We start from the raw sequence: 15,791 nt of genomic DNA, 5'->3' as shown, positions 1-15,791 counted from the left end.
TTCACCACTACTGGGGGAACGGCTGGATGATCGCCGGCTGACGCTGGCGGGCCCGCGCCTGCTGGGCCTGGAGAATCTGGAACCCGTTCTGGATATTGTCCCACCCCTGGTTGGCCTGGGCCTGATCGTGGGCGATCGAGTTCAGGACGTTGATCATCGACATGAACGCGGCCTGATTCAGATTGTGGCCACGCTGGACCATCTGCATTGCGTGGTGTGCCGCGGTCTGGGCCGCCTCGGGAGTGAACTGCGTCCCCGTCATCTGGAATGACTTATTGAAGATGTCCTCGGCGAGCATCTTCTCATCGTTGGCCTTGGCGTCCCGCGCGGCTCGCCTTTGGGCGTTCTGATTCCGGTTCCCCTCGGCCTTCAACGCCTTGGCGATCTTCGCTTGCTGCTTCGCATCCGCCGCATTCAGGATCTCATTGGCTCCCACCTCCTGATTCGGGTCGGCCGCCGCGTTCTGGGCCGAGACTTCCTGGATGAACTGCGTCATCAGGCCTCGTGCGACGTCGTCGGTGATCCACCCCGTCTCGAGGACATCCGCGTTCTCGATGCTCTTCTTAACCTTGGGTAAGTGCTTCTCCATGATCTTGTCGTGCTTCTTCCCGGCCGCGATGTCGCGCCGGATCGCATCGGGGAGCGAGCCCTCCTTCTTCATCGCGGTGTGGAACTGCGTCTGGAAATGGCGGACGGCCGCCTCGCGCCGGTTCGAATACTCCGTGTTATCGCGGTCCAAATCGGCCTGTTCGAAGTCGAGCGTCTGATCGACCTGCGCGGCCTCTCGCTTCTTCTTCGTGTCCAAATCTTTGTTCAGGTCATGCATATCCTTCTGACGTGCATAGTACGCCTTGTCCTTCCTGGCCTCCTTGACCTTGGAGGGTAGCGCCTCCTCGAGCGAGAGCCGGAAGAGGGGATCCACGGGCTGCATCCCCTTTGCGGGGTCGCCTTTCGTGAACTTCTCCTCATAGTTGTCGAAGAGGTCGAGCATGAAGCTGACCGAGGCGCCCTCGCCCCTCAACGCCCCGCCGAGCTCGCTCTCGACGAACGTATCCATGCGCTTGCTGAAATTCTCCTGGATCCTGGCGATCTCGGCCTTGCTGCTCTTGAGCTCCTCCATGTGCATGAACATGGCTTCTTCGGGGACCCTGTGCTCGTCCAGGTCCTTTTGCAGCGAATCTCGCCGCTCCCTCGCCGCCTTGAGCTTGGGCGACTCGGGGTCCTTCTCGAAGATCTTCTCGATGCCGCCGCCGGCGTCGATCATCGCGGAACGCATGATCCTGTGAACATTCTGCTCGCCGCTCACGGTGTCCGTGGCGCCGCCGAGGTCGACGATCACATCCTTGACGATCTTCGCCGATTCCTCCTGGAGCGTCGTCCTGGCCTGGGCCGCATTCTTGGCCGCGGCGATCCGCGCCTCCAGGATCTCCACCTGCTTCGTGGCGTCGTCGATCGCCTTGTAATCCACCGCGAGCTTGTACGGCTTATCCTGGAGCCTTTTTAGCCTGTCCTCCATGTCCTTGAGCGTGCCCGCCGCCCGTTTCCCCGGGTCCTCGATGAGGCCCACTGATCGGGCGAATTCCTTGATCTGGGGCATCAAGATATTGATGCCGGTGCCGATGATCATGAGGGCGCCGGCGAGCCCTGGGCCGCCGCCGAGGCTGGTGACGATCAGGGGGATGTTGTTGACGAACGCACCCCAGCCGTACTGCAAGTCCTGGACGCCGTGGCTCACGTGGAGCATCGCGTAGCTGAGGCCGGTCATACCCTGGCTAGCATTCTTGGTTTCGTTCTTCATCTGGGCCATCAGGGCCGACGTCCTGCCGATGTGCTTCGCTTCGACGCCCATCGCCTGGAACATGTGGGCCTCCCTCTCGAGCTCCTTCGAGAGGTTCCCGCCGGCATTCATCATCGTGAGCTGCACGGTGTTCCAATCGGCGCCGGACGCGGCCGATTGCCGCATGGCGGCCGTCTGCTCCTTGATCTTCTGGTTCGTGGCCTCGATGTCCCGATAGAAGTTCTTCAGCGCCGGCGACTGGCCGATCTTGTTGACCTCGACGCCCACCGTGTTGAACATGTGGGCTTCGTTCTTCAGGGTCGAGACGATGCTCCCGCCCGTGTTGAGCATCGCCGCCCAGGCCGTGTTTGCGTTCGCCGCGGCGGACCTGGATTGGCCCATCGCCGCCGCCTGCTCCTTCATCGCGGCATTGCCCTCGTTCGAGACGCGGGTGAAGTTGCGGAGCTGGGACGTGAGCGAGTTGTATTGCCGGCTGAATTCCTCGGGTGCGATCTTGCCGTTGGCGAAGGCATTCGAGACCTTATCGATCTCCCCCTGAAGCCTGGCCATCTCCTGGCGGGCCGCCTCGTACACCGAGCGCCCGGAGTTGAGCGAGCCGGCGAATTCGCCCATCACCTGCTTGGAGCGCTGGATCATGCCGCCCCAGGCGTTGCCGTGGGAGATCGCCTCCCCCATGGCCGCCGTCTGGGTCCGGATCGCCCCCTCCAGGTCCTTCACCAGCTTGGTGAAGGCGTTCAAGGGAGTCTGGATCTTGGTCACCGTCCGGTGATACTCCTCCGGTGCGATGGCCCCCGACTTGAAGGCCTCGGTCAGCTTGGCCAGCTCGTCCTTGAGCCTGGCCACCTCCATGCGTGCGCGGTCGAGGGTGCCTTCACCCTCGCCGCGCACGCTGAGGACGATCTCCGCCCGCGTCGCGCCGTTGAACGACATGAGAAACGCTCCAGGATGCCCCAGGATCGATTACGGGGTCGTGGCAACAGAAATGTCCGTCCCGGCCGTGGCGTCGAGCAGGGAGGCGAAGGAGAGCCCCTGATAGGCAGCGTCGTTGAGCGGCATGGAGTCGCTCACGGACCGGATGACGCCGGCCGTCTTCAGGTCGAACGTGGTGGTGTTGGTCCCGTCCGTGAACGCGAGGCTCGCCGTCTGCGCGGAGACGGACTCGAGGGCGGTCCGGTCGGCCTGGGACTTGTAGCGAAACGAGCTGTTGAAGGTGACGTCGCGGCCGAGCCAGCGGATGGCCGAGGGGAATTTGAATTCGTCGTAGAGGGGCTTGGTCTGGTTCTCGACGCTGAGGCTGATCTCCTTGAAGTTGGTCCGGGAGCTGCCGAGGGTGAGGCCGCCGACGAGCTGCTGGAAGACGACCGGCTGATCGGACGGGTAGGCCGTGAGCGCCGGCACGGCGAAATCCGTGTTGGTGATCGACGCGACCGCCAGGTAATCGAAGTCGAAGGCCAGGGCGCAGAGGACGCCATCGCCCGAGTTGTTGGCGGAGAGCTGGAACCGCTTGCAGGTGGCCCCCAGGTAGCGGCGATACGCGAAGGTGCCGTCCTCGAGCTGCCAGACGTAATCGAACGTGCCGGTCCCGACGCCGAGCGGCGCCCCGGCCAGGCTGAGCGCCCAGGGGAGCAGGAGCTTCGCCTGGGAGAAGTAGAAGAGGGTCATGAGCTTGCCCCCGGTGCCCGATTGGGCCGATCCGGTCTGGACGACGCGGTTGGATCCGCCGGCGTCGCGGACGTTGTAATGGATGGGGGTCGGCTGGGCCTCGAACGATTCGTTCGCGTGCAGGCGGAGCACGGACTGGGTCCCGGCCGCGGGCGACGTGGGGAAGACGCCCGGGGTGACCTCTTTGGTGAAGCGGACGGCGCGCAGGGACATGGCTGGTTCCTTGGGTCAGGAGACGAAGAGGCTGAGGAGGATGCCGCCCTCGGAGCGGATGGCCTTGACGGGCCTGTCCATCCCGGGGACGGAGCCGACGATCGCGACGGACGGCTTGACGAGCTGATAGAAATAGCAGCCGTTCTTGCGGAGATATCCGGCGACGTTGTCGCCGGTGAACATGACGCTCGATCGCTGCATGGCCCGCCGGATGAGGCCCCAGAGGTTGAGGTTGTCGACGACGTTCGTGCCCAGGATCAGCGTCTCGACCTGCACGGCCAGGGCGAGGCGGTAGGCGTCGACTTCCTGGATGGTGATCTGAGAGGGCGCCGGGGTGAGCCGGATCCAGGGGCATTGGGACTCGGCCGGCGGGTCGGAGTCGTCCGACTCGCCCGTCCAGGTCCGCCACATGCGGACCACGTCCTTGAGCATCTCGTCATTGGTGAGGACGTCGACCAGCGCGAGCCAGGCGTTCGCCTCCTCGACGTTCTGGGCCTTGGGGAGGATCGGTTCAGCGGGCATTGAAGGCTTCCCTTACCGCGAGTGCTGCGAATTCCTGGACGGCAACGAAGACGTCGTCCAGGGCGTTGGGGACGAGGCCGGCGGGATTGCGGGCCGGGACGGAGTTGCCGCCGCGCGAGGTGAAGCCCGAGACGTGGTAATTCATCCAGGGCGAGTTGGGCCAATGGCCCCTGACCTCGAGATTGAACAGGCCGATCTGGATCTCCACGGCGAAATCGGAGATCTCCCTCGAGGCCTCCCCCCTGGGCAGGAGAGGAGGCCCCATGCCCCCGCGCTTGCGGTACTCCTTGGGCGTGAGGGGTTGGCCCCAGTTGAGCGGGGCGAACTCGACGTCATCGCGGTCGACGCCCTGGGTGGAGCGATCGCGGTTGGACTCGATGAAGATGTTCTGCAACCGGGCGCCGAGATGGGTGAAGTCGGCGAGCTGGAAATCGAGCGCGGCGAGCCTCGTCTCGAAGAGGTCCACCCCGTCATAGTTCACGACTGCTTTGAACATGGCTCACGTCATGTAGGTGACGTCGCGGTCAATCCGGTGGGTCGGAGAGTCCGGCGGCGCCTGGGTCGAATCGAACTCGACGACGCATTGGAGGAACTGGCGGAGGGCCTTGGCCATGTGCCGGGCGCCCAGGGCCGCGTAAGGGTTGTTGTCCCCCGGCTGGGACTGGAAGACGAGGGCCGCCGCGTAGTGGGCATTGGCCTCGACGATGTCGCGCGTCAGGAGGAGCTTGCCCGCGTCGAACCAGGCCTTGACCTGGCTCCCCGATGGGGCCGGCGATCCATCGGGCGACCCGGCATAGACGAGGTTCGGGCCGGGGCCGGTGCCCGCGTCGTCGAGGTAGCGGCGCGAGCGGCCGGCCTGGGGCCGGTAGAGGTCGAGCCGGGCCTGTTCGAAGATGGCCCGCGCCTGGTACCTCTGGTCGGCGAACCCCGAGAGGGTCTTATCCCTGTCCTTCAAGACGAGGATCTCCGGCGCGAACGTCTGGAGGTCCTCGAGCGTGGCATAGCTCGGCGGGAGGGCGTCATTCCCCGCGGTCGGGCTGAATGAGATCTGGCCGTCGTAGACTCCCCTGGGCTGGCCGTCGCCGGGGGTGGCTCGGACCACGAGGTGATAGACGTCGGGGATGATGCCGGCCGCCGCGAGCTGGCCCGCCGTGATGGTGAGCTGGAAGACGCCGTTGTCGGAGTCGGTCCACTCGCAGCCGGGGTTGAAGAGCACGGGCTGCGACTTGCCCCGGCTCACCTCGGCCACGAGCGGATCGGTCGGCGAGAACGGGACGGGGACGCGATTCGCCGTGCGCACCGTCATCGCCCAGGCGCGCGTGGTGCCGAGGAGCTGGGAGAGTCGCTCGGATCCGGGGCCCGGCATGTCAGAGCTCCTCGACGTCGCAGCTCCACGCGTCGGGCTCGGCGTCCGGCGACGTGACCGCGGTGTTGAACTGGGTGATCAGGTCCCCGCCCGACAGGAGCGAGGTTATGAACTGCTGGAAGAACATGGGTGCCTCACAGGGCGATGCCGAGGATGAGGAACGTATCGCCGGCGGCCGGCGCCTGGGGTAGCGGGGTGGAGAGCGTGAAGGTGCCCACGCCGTTCGACACGGCGTAAGACTGCACCTTCGCCGCCTTGCACTGGTTGCCCGTCACGAAGACGACGACGCTCGGGGGCGTCGCGTAGAAGGCCTGGACCGTGCTCAGGCCGGGGCTCGAGGTCGTGTTCGCGGAGAAATGCGACGTGCCCGGCGAGGAGTCGTTGGAGACGGTCCCCTGGAACACGGCGAGCGACTGGGCCTTGAGGCTCAGGGCCGCCGCCGAACTCCCCTGGATCGCCTGCATGTTGGCCGGGAGCGTCGTGTTCGCCGCGATCGTGTCGGCCGTGATCGACCCGTTGCGGAGCGTCGCCGGCGAGAAGGCCTGTTCGTAAACTTGCTGATTCGACGTCTCGACCCAGACCATCCACCCGGACCACGTGTCGTCGAAGTCGCTCACGATGGTCCGATAGCAGGCGGTCCCGTCCGTGATCCCCGGGACGGTGCGCTCGATGATGCCGACTCCGGGATCGGTCGGGCCGATCGGCGTCGAGCCGTCGAGGAGCTGGATGAAGTAATAAATCGTGGCCGAGAGCCCCGCGCGGCTCTTGGCCATGACCATGCTGAAAGGCTGATCGACTAGCGCCATTGGCTCGCCTCCGCCCTCCTCGCCGGCCCGTTGGGAGGCCGGCGGGATGGGTGATCGTGGGTTCTCGCGAGTGACGTCAGGCGGCCTTCGGGAGCCATTCGGGCTCCCGGGCGACCGGCCGTTTGAGGGGTGCGAAGGCGATGGATTCGGACGGGATCCGGCCGGTCCCGCGATCCGTCACGCTGGTGGACATGAGCCAATCGCGGATCGCGTGGGCGACGCGGTCGCCGTAGTAATAGTGGCCAGCGAGGACGGGATGGATCGCGTCCGCCCAGATGTAGCGATACGAGATGTCATTGGAGCTGTTCAGCTTTCCCTGATAGCTCGTCCCCGCCATCCAGTTGCCGGACGGATCTGCATAGATGGGGATGAAGAGGCTGTTGGGGTCGGCGAACTGGTTGAAGGCGGCGGCCACCGCCGTGGCGCAGTCCGATTGGGTCTGGGTCGGGAACGTGGGCCTCGGCCAGGGGGCAACCACGATGATCGGGGCGATGGGGTTGGCCGCCCTCGCCGCGTTGAAGCACGTCAGGGCCTTGGCCTGGATGTCGGGCAGCGCGACGGCCGTGCCGTCGTTGCCGCTGACGTCGTTCGTCCCCAGGGCGAACACGAACACGTCATAGGGCTGGGCCGTGAGGTCGGCGAGCCGCAGCGGGTCGGACGCCGCCGGCAACGCGCCGTTGACCTTCGAATATCCCGTCCCGCCCTGGGCCATGCAGGTTGGCCGCCAGCCGAGCTTGGCCGACGCCGTGCGGAACCAGTTCACCGCCTGCATGCCGGCATCGCGCGGGGCCTGGACCGTGTAGCTGTCACCGATCCCCCCGGCGTTGACGATATCGAGGTCTTTGGGCTTCCAGATGGAGTATCCCGGGTCGACGAAGAAGCCGCGGACGCTGAGCACGCCGCCGGATCCGCCGCAGGTCTCGTCCACCTGCTGGTTGCCGAACTCGATCCGGACTCGCCTGATCTTCGACGAGCCGAACGCGATCGTCACCACGCCCGTGTTCGTCCCGCAGGCGTTGCCGTTGTTGAAGATCGGGGTAGGCGTCATCGACGTGTATTGCATCGGGCCGCCGTTCTCGGAGACGGCGATCATCACGCCGCTCTCGGACGTGCGGAAGTAGCTGAATACAAGCGTCGGCGCGTCGGTCATCCCTTCGATGTACCAGCCTTGCTGGTAGATGCCCGGCGGACCGATGTTCGATCCCGAGGTCGAAGAGACCGAATAGACGCTGAGATAGTTGCCGGCCAGGGAGCCGCTCGTGTTGGCGAACGGCACGCCCCCGACGATGGTGAACTTGTCCTGGTTGGTCAGGACGCCGGAGCCGGCGAGGTAATAGTTCTTCGTCTGCGTGAAGCTCGTCCCGGTCGTGATCGTGGGGGGCGAGGCCATCGGCTGATTGTCGATGACGTTGCTGGCGCGAGCCGCGACCGCCGCACGGCGCATCCGCTCGAGCAACATGCGCTGGGTGGTGAGGCCGATCGCCTTTCCGCCCGTCACATTCTTCTTGCCCGTGAACATCAGCCCCGTGTCGCTCTCGACCACGAGCACATCGCCCGTGATCGTGCGGGCCTTCCGCTGCGTGCTCGTCATCGACGTGACGGGGTCGAGCGGGGGCCCCTGGGCGTTTCCGCGGGGCGTGACATCGCCGAGCCACGCGAGCGAGACGACGGCCGCCGCCATGCCGAACCATGAGAACATTCGTCGCATTGGATCACTCCGATTTGAAGCGTGTCGGTGAAGGGCCGGGTTGCGGGCGATCTGTCACGGGAGCGTCAAGGGGGACGTCGGGGCGATCGGGTCGGGCTCGCCGGAGGGATCCGGGCCCGCGACGACGGGCCTTCGCCTCGGCTCGGGCCGGCGACACTCCTCATGCCGCCAGTTCTCCAGGGCCTCGTGGGCCCCGATCTGCCGCGCGGGGACGTCGAGGAAGTTGGTCCGGGAGGCGTGCGACATGATCCGGATGCCCACCCAGTAGGCGAGCCGATGCGGGAGGGCCTCGGCGATGAGGCGGCAAGCGGCCTCCCTCGCCCGGCCGGAGAACGCGAGCCTCGCCAGGACGAAGGCCAGGCCAATGCCGCCGAAGAGCAGCATCGACATGCCGAACGCGATCAGCGAAGCCTTGGTTTCGGCTGACATGATGGAGTCCCGATTTGTCGGATGGGGATCGGCTCAGCAACCGCCGTTGGGGAGGCAGTCGTTCTGGGCCTGGAAGTCGAGGTTGATCGTCCCGCCGGTGAGGGGGGCGACGCCGTAGTTGTACGTCTTCTGGAGATAGCAGAGCTTCCGCCCGGCGAACCGCTCGAGCTTGGTGTAGAGCTTCCCCGGATCGTCCTGGATCCCCACCCGACGCATCTCGACCTCGTCGCAGTTGTTCGAGGCGCTCTCCGCAACGTGGTACTCGATCACGTCGAAGAGCTTCGGCAACTGGTCCGAGGAGAGTCCGGAGAGGTCGCCATCGGCGACGAGGGGGAAGGCCGCCGGCTGGATCCCGCAGAAGATCGCCGCCCGAAGGAGGCAATCGTTGAAGTCCGCGAGCGCGATCCAGGGCCCGCATCTCCTCGAGAGGATCTGACGGGCCTGGACGACGGTGAGCGACATGGGCGCCTCCGATCAGGTCAGGGGCGTGTACTCGATGACGGCGTTCCCGGCGAGCCCGGCGCTCGCGCCCGAGGCCGTCGAGAAGGTGACGGCGGCCCCGGCCGCGACGCGCTGCAGCGCCTTGCCGTTCGTCCCGGGGTTGGAGATGTTGCTCGCCGTGATGACCGACGTCCTCACGTCGAGGGTGTCGATCAGGTTGGCGCTCGCCGTCGTCTTGTTGGCCGCGGAGCCCGCCTTGAGCGTGCAGGCCGCGTTGGCGATGGTCGTGATGTCCACCGTCACCCGGCTCACGACGATCGGGCCCGGCTCCGGGTTGGCCCAGGCGCCGAGGCCGCCGGCCGCGTCGTTGCCGCCGGCCAGGGGGACGACGACCGACCGCGGCATCTTCACGCCGGCCGCGGCCTGGCCCGCGACGATGTTGAGGTCGGCCGCGTTCCCGCTGAACGGCTTGCCGTTGATCGAGAGGGCGTCCACGTCCGTCTTGCCGTGGCGGGCCCATCCGCGAATGTTCGAGCTCATGATTCTTGGTCCTTCGGTCGGTTGCGAGCGGGGGCGGAGGATGCGGAGAGCTTGGCGAGCCTCTCCTCGATCGCCACGAGCTGGAGCTGGATGTCCTCGAGGAGCTTCGGCAGTCCCCTGAGGGCCTCGAGCGTGGCTTTCGTCTCCGCGATGTGCCGCTCTTGCTTGATCGCGATGGATTCAGGTCTGGCCATGGTTCGATGTGGGCAAAAGAAAGGGCATGCCGAGTGGCATGCCCTGGAGGATGATCAAGATCGCCTCGGGCCATCACATGGCCATCACGAGAGGATCAGGGGTAAACCTCGAGGCCTACCCTTGAAAACACCCGCGATCGGCCGAGGCCATCACATGAGGGTTACGCGAACTGCGCGGGGACGGAGTAGGCTCCGGCCGTGAGCTGCATGACCACGCCGTTGAGGCGGTTGCCGACGCCCATGCCGAAGCGGTTGTCGTAGTAGCTCGACGTGAACGGGGTCACGTCGTTCGTCTTCACGAGCTGCAGGCCCGGGGTGAGCCCGGTCCCGGCCAGGTCGATGCGCTGGATGATCGGCTTGGGGGCCTCGACGTGGATGCCGAGGAGGTAGGTTGCCGGGATGGCCCGCCACTCCACGATCACGGCGCCGTTGATCGTCCCCAGCACGCGCCAGGTGTTGCGACGGGGGTCGCTCGGGTCGAAGACCTCCCTGGGGATGGATCCGACGTTGACCGTGTCGCGGTCATCCCCGGGAATGACGGTGTTCAGCGTGAACGGCACGAACTCCGTCAGGGCCTCGAAGAAGGGCGACTCTTCGTTGTTGCAGAACACGACGACGGGGCTACCCCCGGTCGGGGTCCCGAAGAACTGCTCGAGGCTGTTGACGATGGTCGGGATCGGGTTGTGGGTGTTGTCGATCGCGGTATAGACGTACCCGCTGGCGAGGTAGGCGTTGTACCCGGTCGTGTCGACGTCGGATCCCAGGACGGGCGGATAGACCGTGCCGTCATTGTTGGCAAGGCGCTGGATGGTCAGGTCGCCCCGCAGCGGGTCGGAGAACGTGGCTGCCGTGTTGTTGAACAGGGCGCGGAGGATTTCGCGCCGGACCGTGTTGGCGTTCGCCATGAACACGCTGTTGAGGTGGCGATCCAGGTCCGCCAGGGTCATGTACGCCCAGGCGACGCGATCGGCCGAGAGCCCCGCGCCCCAGCTCTCCAGCGGGAAGGCGACGTCCCAGGAGCCGGTGGCCTTCTTCACGGCCGGCAAGGACTGCGAGCCGCCCTTCTGGAGGTACCCGCCGCCGGGGAGCATGTACCTCATCTTGAACGAGTCGGTGGTCTGGTCGACGAACAGCCGCATCGCCGATTCCATGTCGGCATTGTGGATGCCGAAGACGTACGCGACCGCGTCGTAGATGGCCTGCTGGCCGATGGTCGAGACGAACGTACGCTGGTTATCCGTGTTGTTGAGACCCAGCGCCCCGTAAATGTCGGACATGTGCTTTCCCTTGACTGGTCAATGTGAGGTGGAGGACACTCGCCGCGGCGGGGCCGGGATCACGGGATCTGGGCGGCCCAATTCGCGTGGACGTAGAGGACCTTGGAATAGCTGGGCACGTCCGACAGGGCTACGACGCGGCCCATCGCCACGGAGTGCGTCCCGGCCGCGTCGGCGAGGGCCCCGGCGGTGTCCGAGGCGAAGACCTGGGCGTCATACGCGAGCGAGGACAGGTTGAAGCCCGAGACGAACCCCTTGATGAGGATTTCGACGGCTTGCCCGGCCCCCGCCTTGTTCAGGGCGATGCCGCGGATTTGATACTTGCCGTTGGTCCCGGCGGCGCCGACGCCCCAGGTCCCGGCGGACGTCTGGTAGACGGTCTGCCCGGGGGTGATGACCTCGGCAGCGACGCCCCGCCAAATCTCGGCGGTCTCGGGGCGATGGCAGATGGCGACGGCGTCCGCGGTGACGGTCAGATTGGCCATGGGAAGAGTCCTGGATCAGATGCCGGCCGTGCGCCTCATCGGCGCCGGCCTCACTTCGGTTTGGGAGCCCGCATCGAAGGCCCGGGAAGCCTTGGGCGTCCCGAGGACCGGCCGGGCGGGCGACGTTTCGGCCTTGAGCGAGGGGAGGAAGTCCGACCACTTGGACTGGGCATAGTCCGAGAGCTTGGTCAGCGCCTCGGGTGCCTTGGGGTCCACGCCCTTGGCGTAGGCCACCTTGACAGTCTTGCCCTTGTCGGTCTCTTCCTTCACCTCGAGCTGGAGTTGGTCCTTCTCGATCAGCGTCGTCAGGACGGCTTCCTTGAAGCCGAGCGATTCCGCCACGGTGCGATGGAGCTCCGCCTTGCGGAGGCCCCCGAGTTCATTTAAGGCCTTGGTCCCGTCTTCGAGGGACGTCTTCAAGGCGTCGGGCAGGCCGAGTGCCACGTACGCATCCCAGGCCTTGGCATCGTCCCCTTGGAGAACCTTCGCCCCTTCGGGAACCGTGTTCCCCTTGAGCTTCGAGTTCTTCGCGCGGAGCTGATGATTCTCCTTGAGAAGGATCTTCATCGCCTTATTCTCATCGCCGTGCTTGGTGATGAGATCTTGAACCGTCTTTGCGAGGTCCGGCTCATTCCCATTTCCGCCGCCCTGGCCACCGGCCGGGGGAGTATTCTGGTTCCCGTCGCCCGACCCGTCTCCGCCACTGACGGAGGGGAGGGGTAGACCGGCCTGGATCCGAGCATAGAGGCGGTCGACGATCGATCCTTCGGCCCCCTTGGGGTCGAGGAGAATGCGTTGGATGCGGTTCAACATGGGTCACTCGGGAAAGGAGACGGTAGCCCCTGGCTACCCTGGGGAAGGACTCACGCCCCTGGCGTGACGTCGTCGGGGTCGCTCTCGCCGGCCGGGGGATCGGCCGGGGTGCGAGTTGATTCGGGGTCGACGGGTTCGGCCGGCTCGAGGGCCTTCGCCTCGGCCTCCTTCGCGTCGTTGAGTTCCTGGATCTGGGCGTCGCTCCAGCCGTGGCGTTCGAGGAACACGGAGAGCGGGACTCCGGCCGTGACGGCGGCCTGGGCGGCGGTCCAAAAGGCCTGGTCCTCCTGCAGCCGGTCCATGGGATCGAGGTGGAAGACGGGGCGTTCGCCGATGCGATGCTCGAGGGCCCCCGATCGCAGGTCGTCGAGGCCGAAGCCCTGATACCCCTCGTAACCACGCATGCCGCCGATGGCGATCGCGTATTTCTGGGCAATGCAGAGCGAGTGGTCATAGCCGGAGCGTCGGGTAATCACCTTCGCCTCGTCCGGCTTTCGCGCCTCGCGCAGGGCCAGGGCGGACGCGTCGCCGGAGAGCCGGATCCGCTGGAAGGCGAGCTCGGGATAGTCGTCCTCGATCGACTTGTACGAGTTCTGGATCTCCACGCTCGTGAACTGGATATCCAGCGGGAAGATGAGCGGCGTCGCCGTGGCGCCGATGCCGGCGTAAACCGTCTTCATCTCCTGGCGCCCCTGCTGGGGGGAATCCTTCGTCGAGGCCCCCATCGTCGCAGTCGGCTGCTTGCCGCCGGGCGCCGGGGCCTGGACGCCCGCGAGCATCCACACGCCCTCGACGGCCTTCCTGATCTGATCGTGGAGCTTGCTGGCCACGTCGTCGCAATTCCGGATCTTGGTGTGGCCGGAGTGAACCTCCGCCATGCCCCAGAACGAGTTCGGCGACGTCCGTTGGTGGCGATGGACGATCAGCGGGATGAACGGATACGGGACATCCCACTCGGCCGCGACGTTGTTCCACGCATAGGGCGAGCCGTTGAGGTAGGTCCGATAGACCACCCTGCCCTTTTTCTTGTCGAGGTAGGCATCCTCGGTGTATTTCACCGTGTTCCGCATGATCTCCGGGCTGACCGACTCGCTGATCGTGCGCGGGTCGACGTCGGGCGAGAGGCGTGCTTCCTCGATCCGGTAGGCGATGACGTTGCCCCACCCGTCATCTTCGACCCAGGTGAGCGTGCCGGGGTGGACGACGCGGATCGCGACGCGGCCTGCCTCGGGATCGTCGACGATCTGGAGCACGACGTCCCCCAGGATCGCCCCCAGGCGGCAATAGAGCTCCTTGGACTCCTGGAGGTTGGAATCGCGCCACAGTGTCGCGATCGCCGGCCTGAGGGCGTCGTTCGACGTCAGGATCGGGAGGGCCGAGGGGCACTCCTTGCCGTCGCCGGCCTTCGGATCGAGCGTCCCGCCCATGAGGTGCGAGCCCCAGAAGTCCCCCAGTCGCTTCGTGGGGTTGTAGATGCCCCGGGTGAAGCGGTAGAGGCCGTATTCCGTGAGGTACGTCTCGGCCCACTTGTGGACGTTGTCATACTGGGAGTTCTCGTACATGGCCCAGTAGAGCGCGTAACGCTGCAATCGGGCCTGGAACCGCCCGTAGGAGTCGAACCCGCCGAATTCCGTGGTCGGGAGGGTCTGGTTCGTGACGTTCTCCTTGCGGAACGTCGAGAGCCAGGAGGCGAAGCCGGCGAAGAAGCCCATGATCAGCCCCTATACCCTTCGAAGAGGGCGTCATCGGAGAACACGGCCGGGAGGGCCTCGAGAACGGCTTCCGTGATCGCCCAAACGAGGGCGTCCATCCGGTCGGGAGACTTCGACGTCGGCACCCAGTTGCACATCTGGGCCTCGAGCTTGGCGAGGTTGGCCGTCCGCACGTGGAAGACCCGGCCCTGTTCGTAGAGGCTCGAGACCGGCTCCGCGCGGGTGTATTTGCCCCGGCTCGCGTGCAGCTCCTTGAAGTTGACGTTGGGGTCGATGCCGTGGATCACCGCCTCCACCAGGGCCCCCCCGTTGTTGACCTCGGCCGCAAGGACGTCGGCCCCGAACTCGCGATAGGCGTCGATCGCGGCTTGGCCCCACTTCCGGGGCGATTCCTTGATCGACCTGTCGGCGATCACCCAGGCGTGAAGGCAAGGGCCGAGGAGCGGGTGGAGCAAGTAGGCGACGCCCACGACGACGATGCCGCACTCGGCCGAGTCGTTGTCCGGGTTGACGTTGGGATCCTTGACCGAGGGGTCGACCGCCACGACGACGCGGAGGAAGTCAGGGACCTCCGAGGGCTCGCAGGCACAGCCGGTGAGCATGTCGGTATTCCACAAGGCGCCCGGCGTATCCTCGTGGTCGACCGCGTTCAACTCCTGCTCGCCGAGGCGGGTCCCCTCGTATTTCTTGATGATCTTATCGAAGAAGTCTTTCGCCAGATTGGCCTTGTTGTCGTACGTCGAGCCCTTCGTGAGATAGGTCCCGAGCTGCTTCTTGATGACGCGGAGCCAATCCTTGGGCTTGGGAGTGGTCGTGATGACGTCCTGGGGCGTGTCGCCGAGTCGGAGGCCGAATTTCAACATGTCATAAGCCAATGGTTTATCCCAGGCGCCCATCTCGTCGCACCATGCCTTGTGATGCTGGGGGCCTCGCAACCGCTCGGGCTCGTCGGCCGAGTAGAGGAACGCCACCGTCCCGTTCGGCCAGACGACCTTGCGTTTCGACGGCAGATAGACCGGCTTATTCCAGGGCGGGCAGACTTCGAGGAGGCCGGACTCCCCCTCGATCATGACGTCGCGGACGTCGGCCGCGGTCGGGCCCACCAGCGCGATTCGCGTCTTGGGCGGGAGCTTGTCCGCCCAATATCGGACGACTTCGGCCCCCGATCGCGTCTTGCCGAAGCCTCGTCCGGTCTCGATGTACCACGTGCTCCACTCCCCATCCGGCATCCGCTGATTCTCGCGGGCCCGAGGATGGGCGGGGCAAGATCCCCCTTCCCTCCGCCCCTCGGCGGGGCAGCCGCAGTCCTCGCCGAACCAGTCGTAGCGAGGGAACTCGGAGTGAATTCGCTCCCGCCTCCGCCGCTCCGCCTCGGCGAGGGCCAGCTTCAAGAGTCCTTCACGCCGCATTTCTTGATCAACTCCGCAAGCTCCTCATCGGAGAGCTTGGAAATGTCCTCGATCTTGATATCGACCTTCGATTTCTGGCCGTAGGTGTTGGGGCGGAGGGATTGGAGGATGAACCGCATCATCGGCCCATCCCCCGCCGCGGCCACTTCGAAGGCCTTGCGCTCGATCTTCTCGACCCACTCGCGTCGGATCGCCCGGAAGGCGTCGCGGAACGCCTTGTCCTCGGCCAGGAGCCGCTTGAGCCAGGGTCGATCGAAACCGCCCTTGGCCAGGGCATTCGGGATGTTGTGCTCGCGCCGGAATTCGTCGAGGAAACGACTCTTCTGGAGCTCGGAGACGGCCTCGATGGGCGCGACGGGGGTCCCCTTGCGGGAGACCGGCTTGTTACGCGTGACTCGTGGTTTTGCCACCGGTGT

General features: G+C 65.8%; 18 protein-coding genes. All 18 read right to left on the bottom strand.

The genetic code is table 11. The annotated features are described in order from the left end of the window. Positions 1–7: 7 nt before the first annotated feature. The 18 genes from ACOYYX_RS06100 to ACOYYX_RS06015 all read right to left on the bottom strand — a co-directional run bounded on the left by ACOYYX_RS06100 (position 8) and on the right by ACOYYX_RS06015 (position 15,785). Positions 8–2,728 (bottom strand): hypothetical protein, encoded by a 2,721-nt coding sequence (locus ACOYYX_RS06100; protein WP_422929043.1) that lies wholly within the window; start codon positions 2,726–2,728, stop codon positions 8–10. Positions 2,729–2,758: 30 nt separating this feature from the next. Continuing rightward, a complete protein-coding gene (locus ACOYYX_RS06095; protein WP_422929042.1) occupies positions 2,759–3,673 on the bottom strand; it encodes a hypothetical protein in 915 nt (304 codons plus the stop codon). A gap of 15 nt (positions 3,674–3,688) precedes the next feature. Continuing rightward, positions 3,689–4,195, bottom strand: coding sequence for a hypothetical protein (locus ACOYYX_RS06090; RefSeq protein ID WP_422929041.1), 507 nt, complete (start codon positions 4,193–4,195; stop codon positions 3,689–3,691). Beyond that, entirely contained in the window at positions 4,185–4,691 is a 507-nt protein-coding gene (locus ACOYYX_RS06085) for a hypothetical protein (RefSeq protein WP_422929040.1), read from the bottom strand. The genes ACOYYX_RS06090 and ACOYYX_RS06085 overlap by 11 nt, the downstream gene beginning before the upstream one ends. A gap of 3 nt (positions 4,692–4,694) precedes the next feature. Then, positions 4,695–5,561, bottom strand: coding sequence for a hypothetical protein (locus tag ACOYYX_RS06080; protein WP_422929039.1), 867 nt, complete (start codon positions 5,559–5,561; stop codon positions 4,695–4,697). Between the two features lies 1 nt (position 5,562). After that, complete coding sequence (locus tag ACOYYX_RS06075; RefSeq protein WP_422929038.1) at positions 5,563–5,688, bottom strand: hypothetical protein; 126 nt, start codon at positions 5,686–5,688, stop codon at positions 5,563–5,565. Between the two features lie 7 nt (positions 5,689–5,695). After that, positions 5,696–6,367, bottom strand: coding sequence for a hypothetical protein (locus ACOYYX_RS06070; protein WP_422929037.1), 672 nt, complete (start codon positions 6,365–6,367; stop codon positions 5,696–5,698). A gap of 76 nt (positions 6,368–6,443) precedes the next feature. Beyond that, on the bottom strand, positions 6,444–8,075 hold the full coding sequence (locus ACOYYX_RS06065) for an SGNH/GDSL hydrolase family protein (RefSeq protein WP_422929036.1): 1,632 nt from the start codon (positions 8,073–8,075) through the stop codon (positions 6,444–6,446). A gap of 54 nt (positions 8,076–8,129) precedes the next feature. Then, complete coding sequence (locus ACOYYX_RS06060) at positions 8,130–8,504, bottom strand: hypothetical protein (protein WP_422929035.1); 375 nt, start codon at positions 8,502–8,504, stop codon at positions 8,130–8,132. A gap of 33 nt (positions 8,505–8,537) precedes the next feature. Next, positions 8,538–8,966 carry a hypothetical protein gene (locus ACOYYX_RS06055; RefSeq protein WP_422929034.1) on the bottom strand — a complete coding sequence of 143 codons (429 nt, stop codon included), beginning with the start codon at positions 8,964–8,966 and terminating at the stop codon, positions 8,538–8,540. 12 nt (positions 8,967–8,978) lie between these two features. Continuing rightward, complete coding sequence (locus ACOYYX_RS06050; protein ID WP_422929033.1) at positions 8,979–9,485, bottom strand: hypothetical protein; 507 nt, start codon at positions 9,483–9,485, stop codon at positions 8,979–8,981. After that, positions 9,482–9,679: a hypothetical protein gene (locus ACOYYX_RS06045; protein WP_422929032.1), complete on the bottom strand. Its 198-nt coding sequence runs from the start codon at positions 9,677–9,679 to the stop codon at positions 9,482–9,484. The genes ACOYYX_RS06050 and ACOYYX_RS06045 overlap by 4 nt, the downstream gene beginning before the upstream one ends. 161 nt (positions 9,680–9,840) lie before the next feature. Further along, complete coding sequence (locus tag ACOYYX_RS06040; RefSeq protein ID WP_422929031.1) at positions 9,841–10,956, bottom strand: hypothetical protein; 1,116 nt, start codon at positions 10,954–10,956, stop codon at positions 9,841–9,843. Between the two features lie 59 nt (positions 10,957–11,015). Next, positions 11,016–11,441, bottom strand: a complete 426-nt coding sequence (locus tag ACOYYX_RS06035) for a hypothetical protein (RefSeq protein ID WP_422929030.1) — start codon at positions 11,439–11,441, stop codon at positions 11,016–11,018. Positions 11,442–11,456: 15 nt separating this feature from the next. Next, positions 11,457–12,254, bottom strand: coding sequence for a hypothetical protein (locus tag ACOYYX_RS06030; RefSeq protein ID WP_422929029.1), 798 nt, complete (start codon positions 12,252–12,254; stop codon positions 11,457–11,459). A 50-nt stretch (positions 12,255–12,304) separates the two neighbouring features. Then, the gene (locus ACOYYX_RS06025) at positions 12,305–13,966 is read right to left on the bottom strand and encodes a hypothetical protein (protein ID WP_422929028.1); all 1,662 of its coding nucleotides are present in this window, start codon (positions 13,964–13,966) and stop codon (positions 12,305–12,307) included. A gap of 2 nt (positions 13,967–13,968) precedes the next feature. After that, positions 13,969–15,375 carry a DNA-packaging protein gene (locus ACOYYX_RS06020; RefSeq protein WP_422929027.1) on the bottom strand — a complete coding sequence of 469 codons (1,407 nt, stop codon included), beginning with the start codon at positions 15,373–15,375 and terminating at the stop codon, positions 13,969–13,971. Beyond that, on the bottom strand, positions 15,354–15,785 hold the full coding sequence (locus ACOYYX_RS06015) for a hypothetical protein (RefSeq protein WP_422929026.1): 432 nt from the start codon (positions 15,783–15,785) through the stop codon (positions 15,354–15,356). Before ACOYYX_RS06015 ends, ACOYYX_RS06020 begins: the two co-directional genes overlap by 22 nt. Positions 15,786–15,791 lie beyond the last annotated feature (6 nt).

Source organism: Singulisphaera chitinilytica, from assembly GCF_049331405.1.
Lineage (GTDB): Bacteria > Planctomycetota > Planctomycetia > Isosphaerales > Isosphaeraceae > PoT.
Note: the sequence above shows the minus strand (reverse complement) of the source record. Positions and strands in the feature narration are given on the sequence as shown.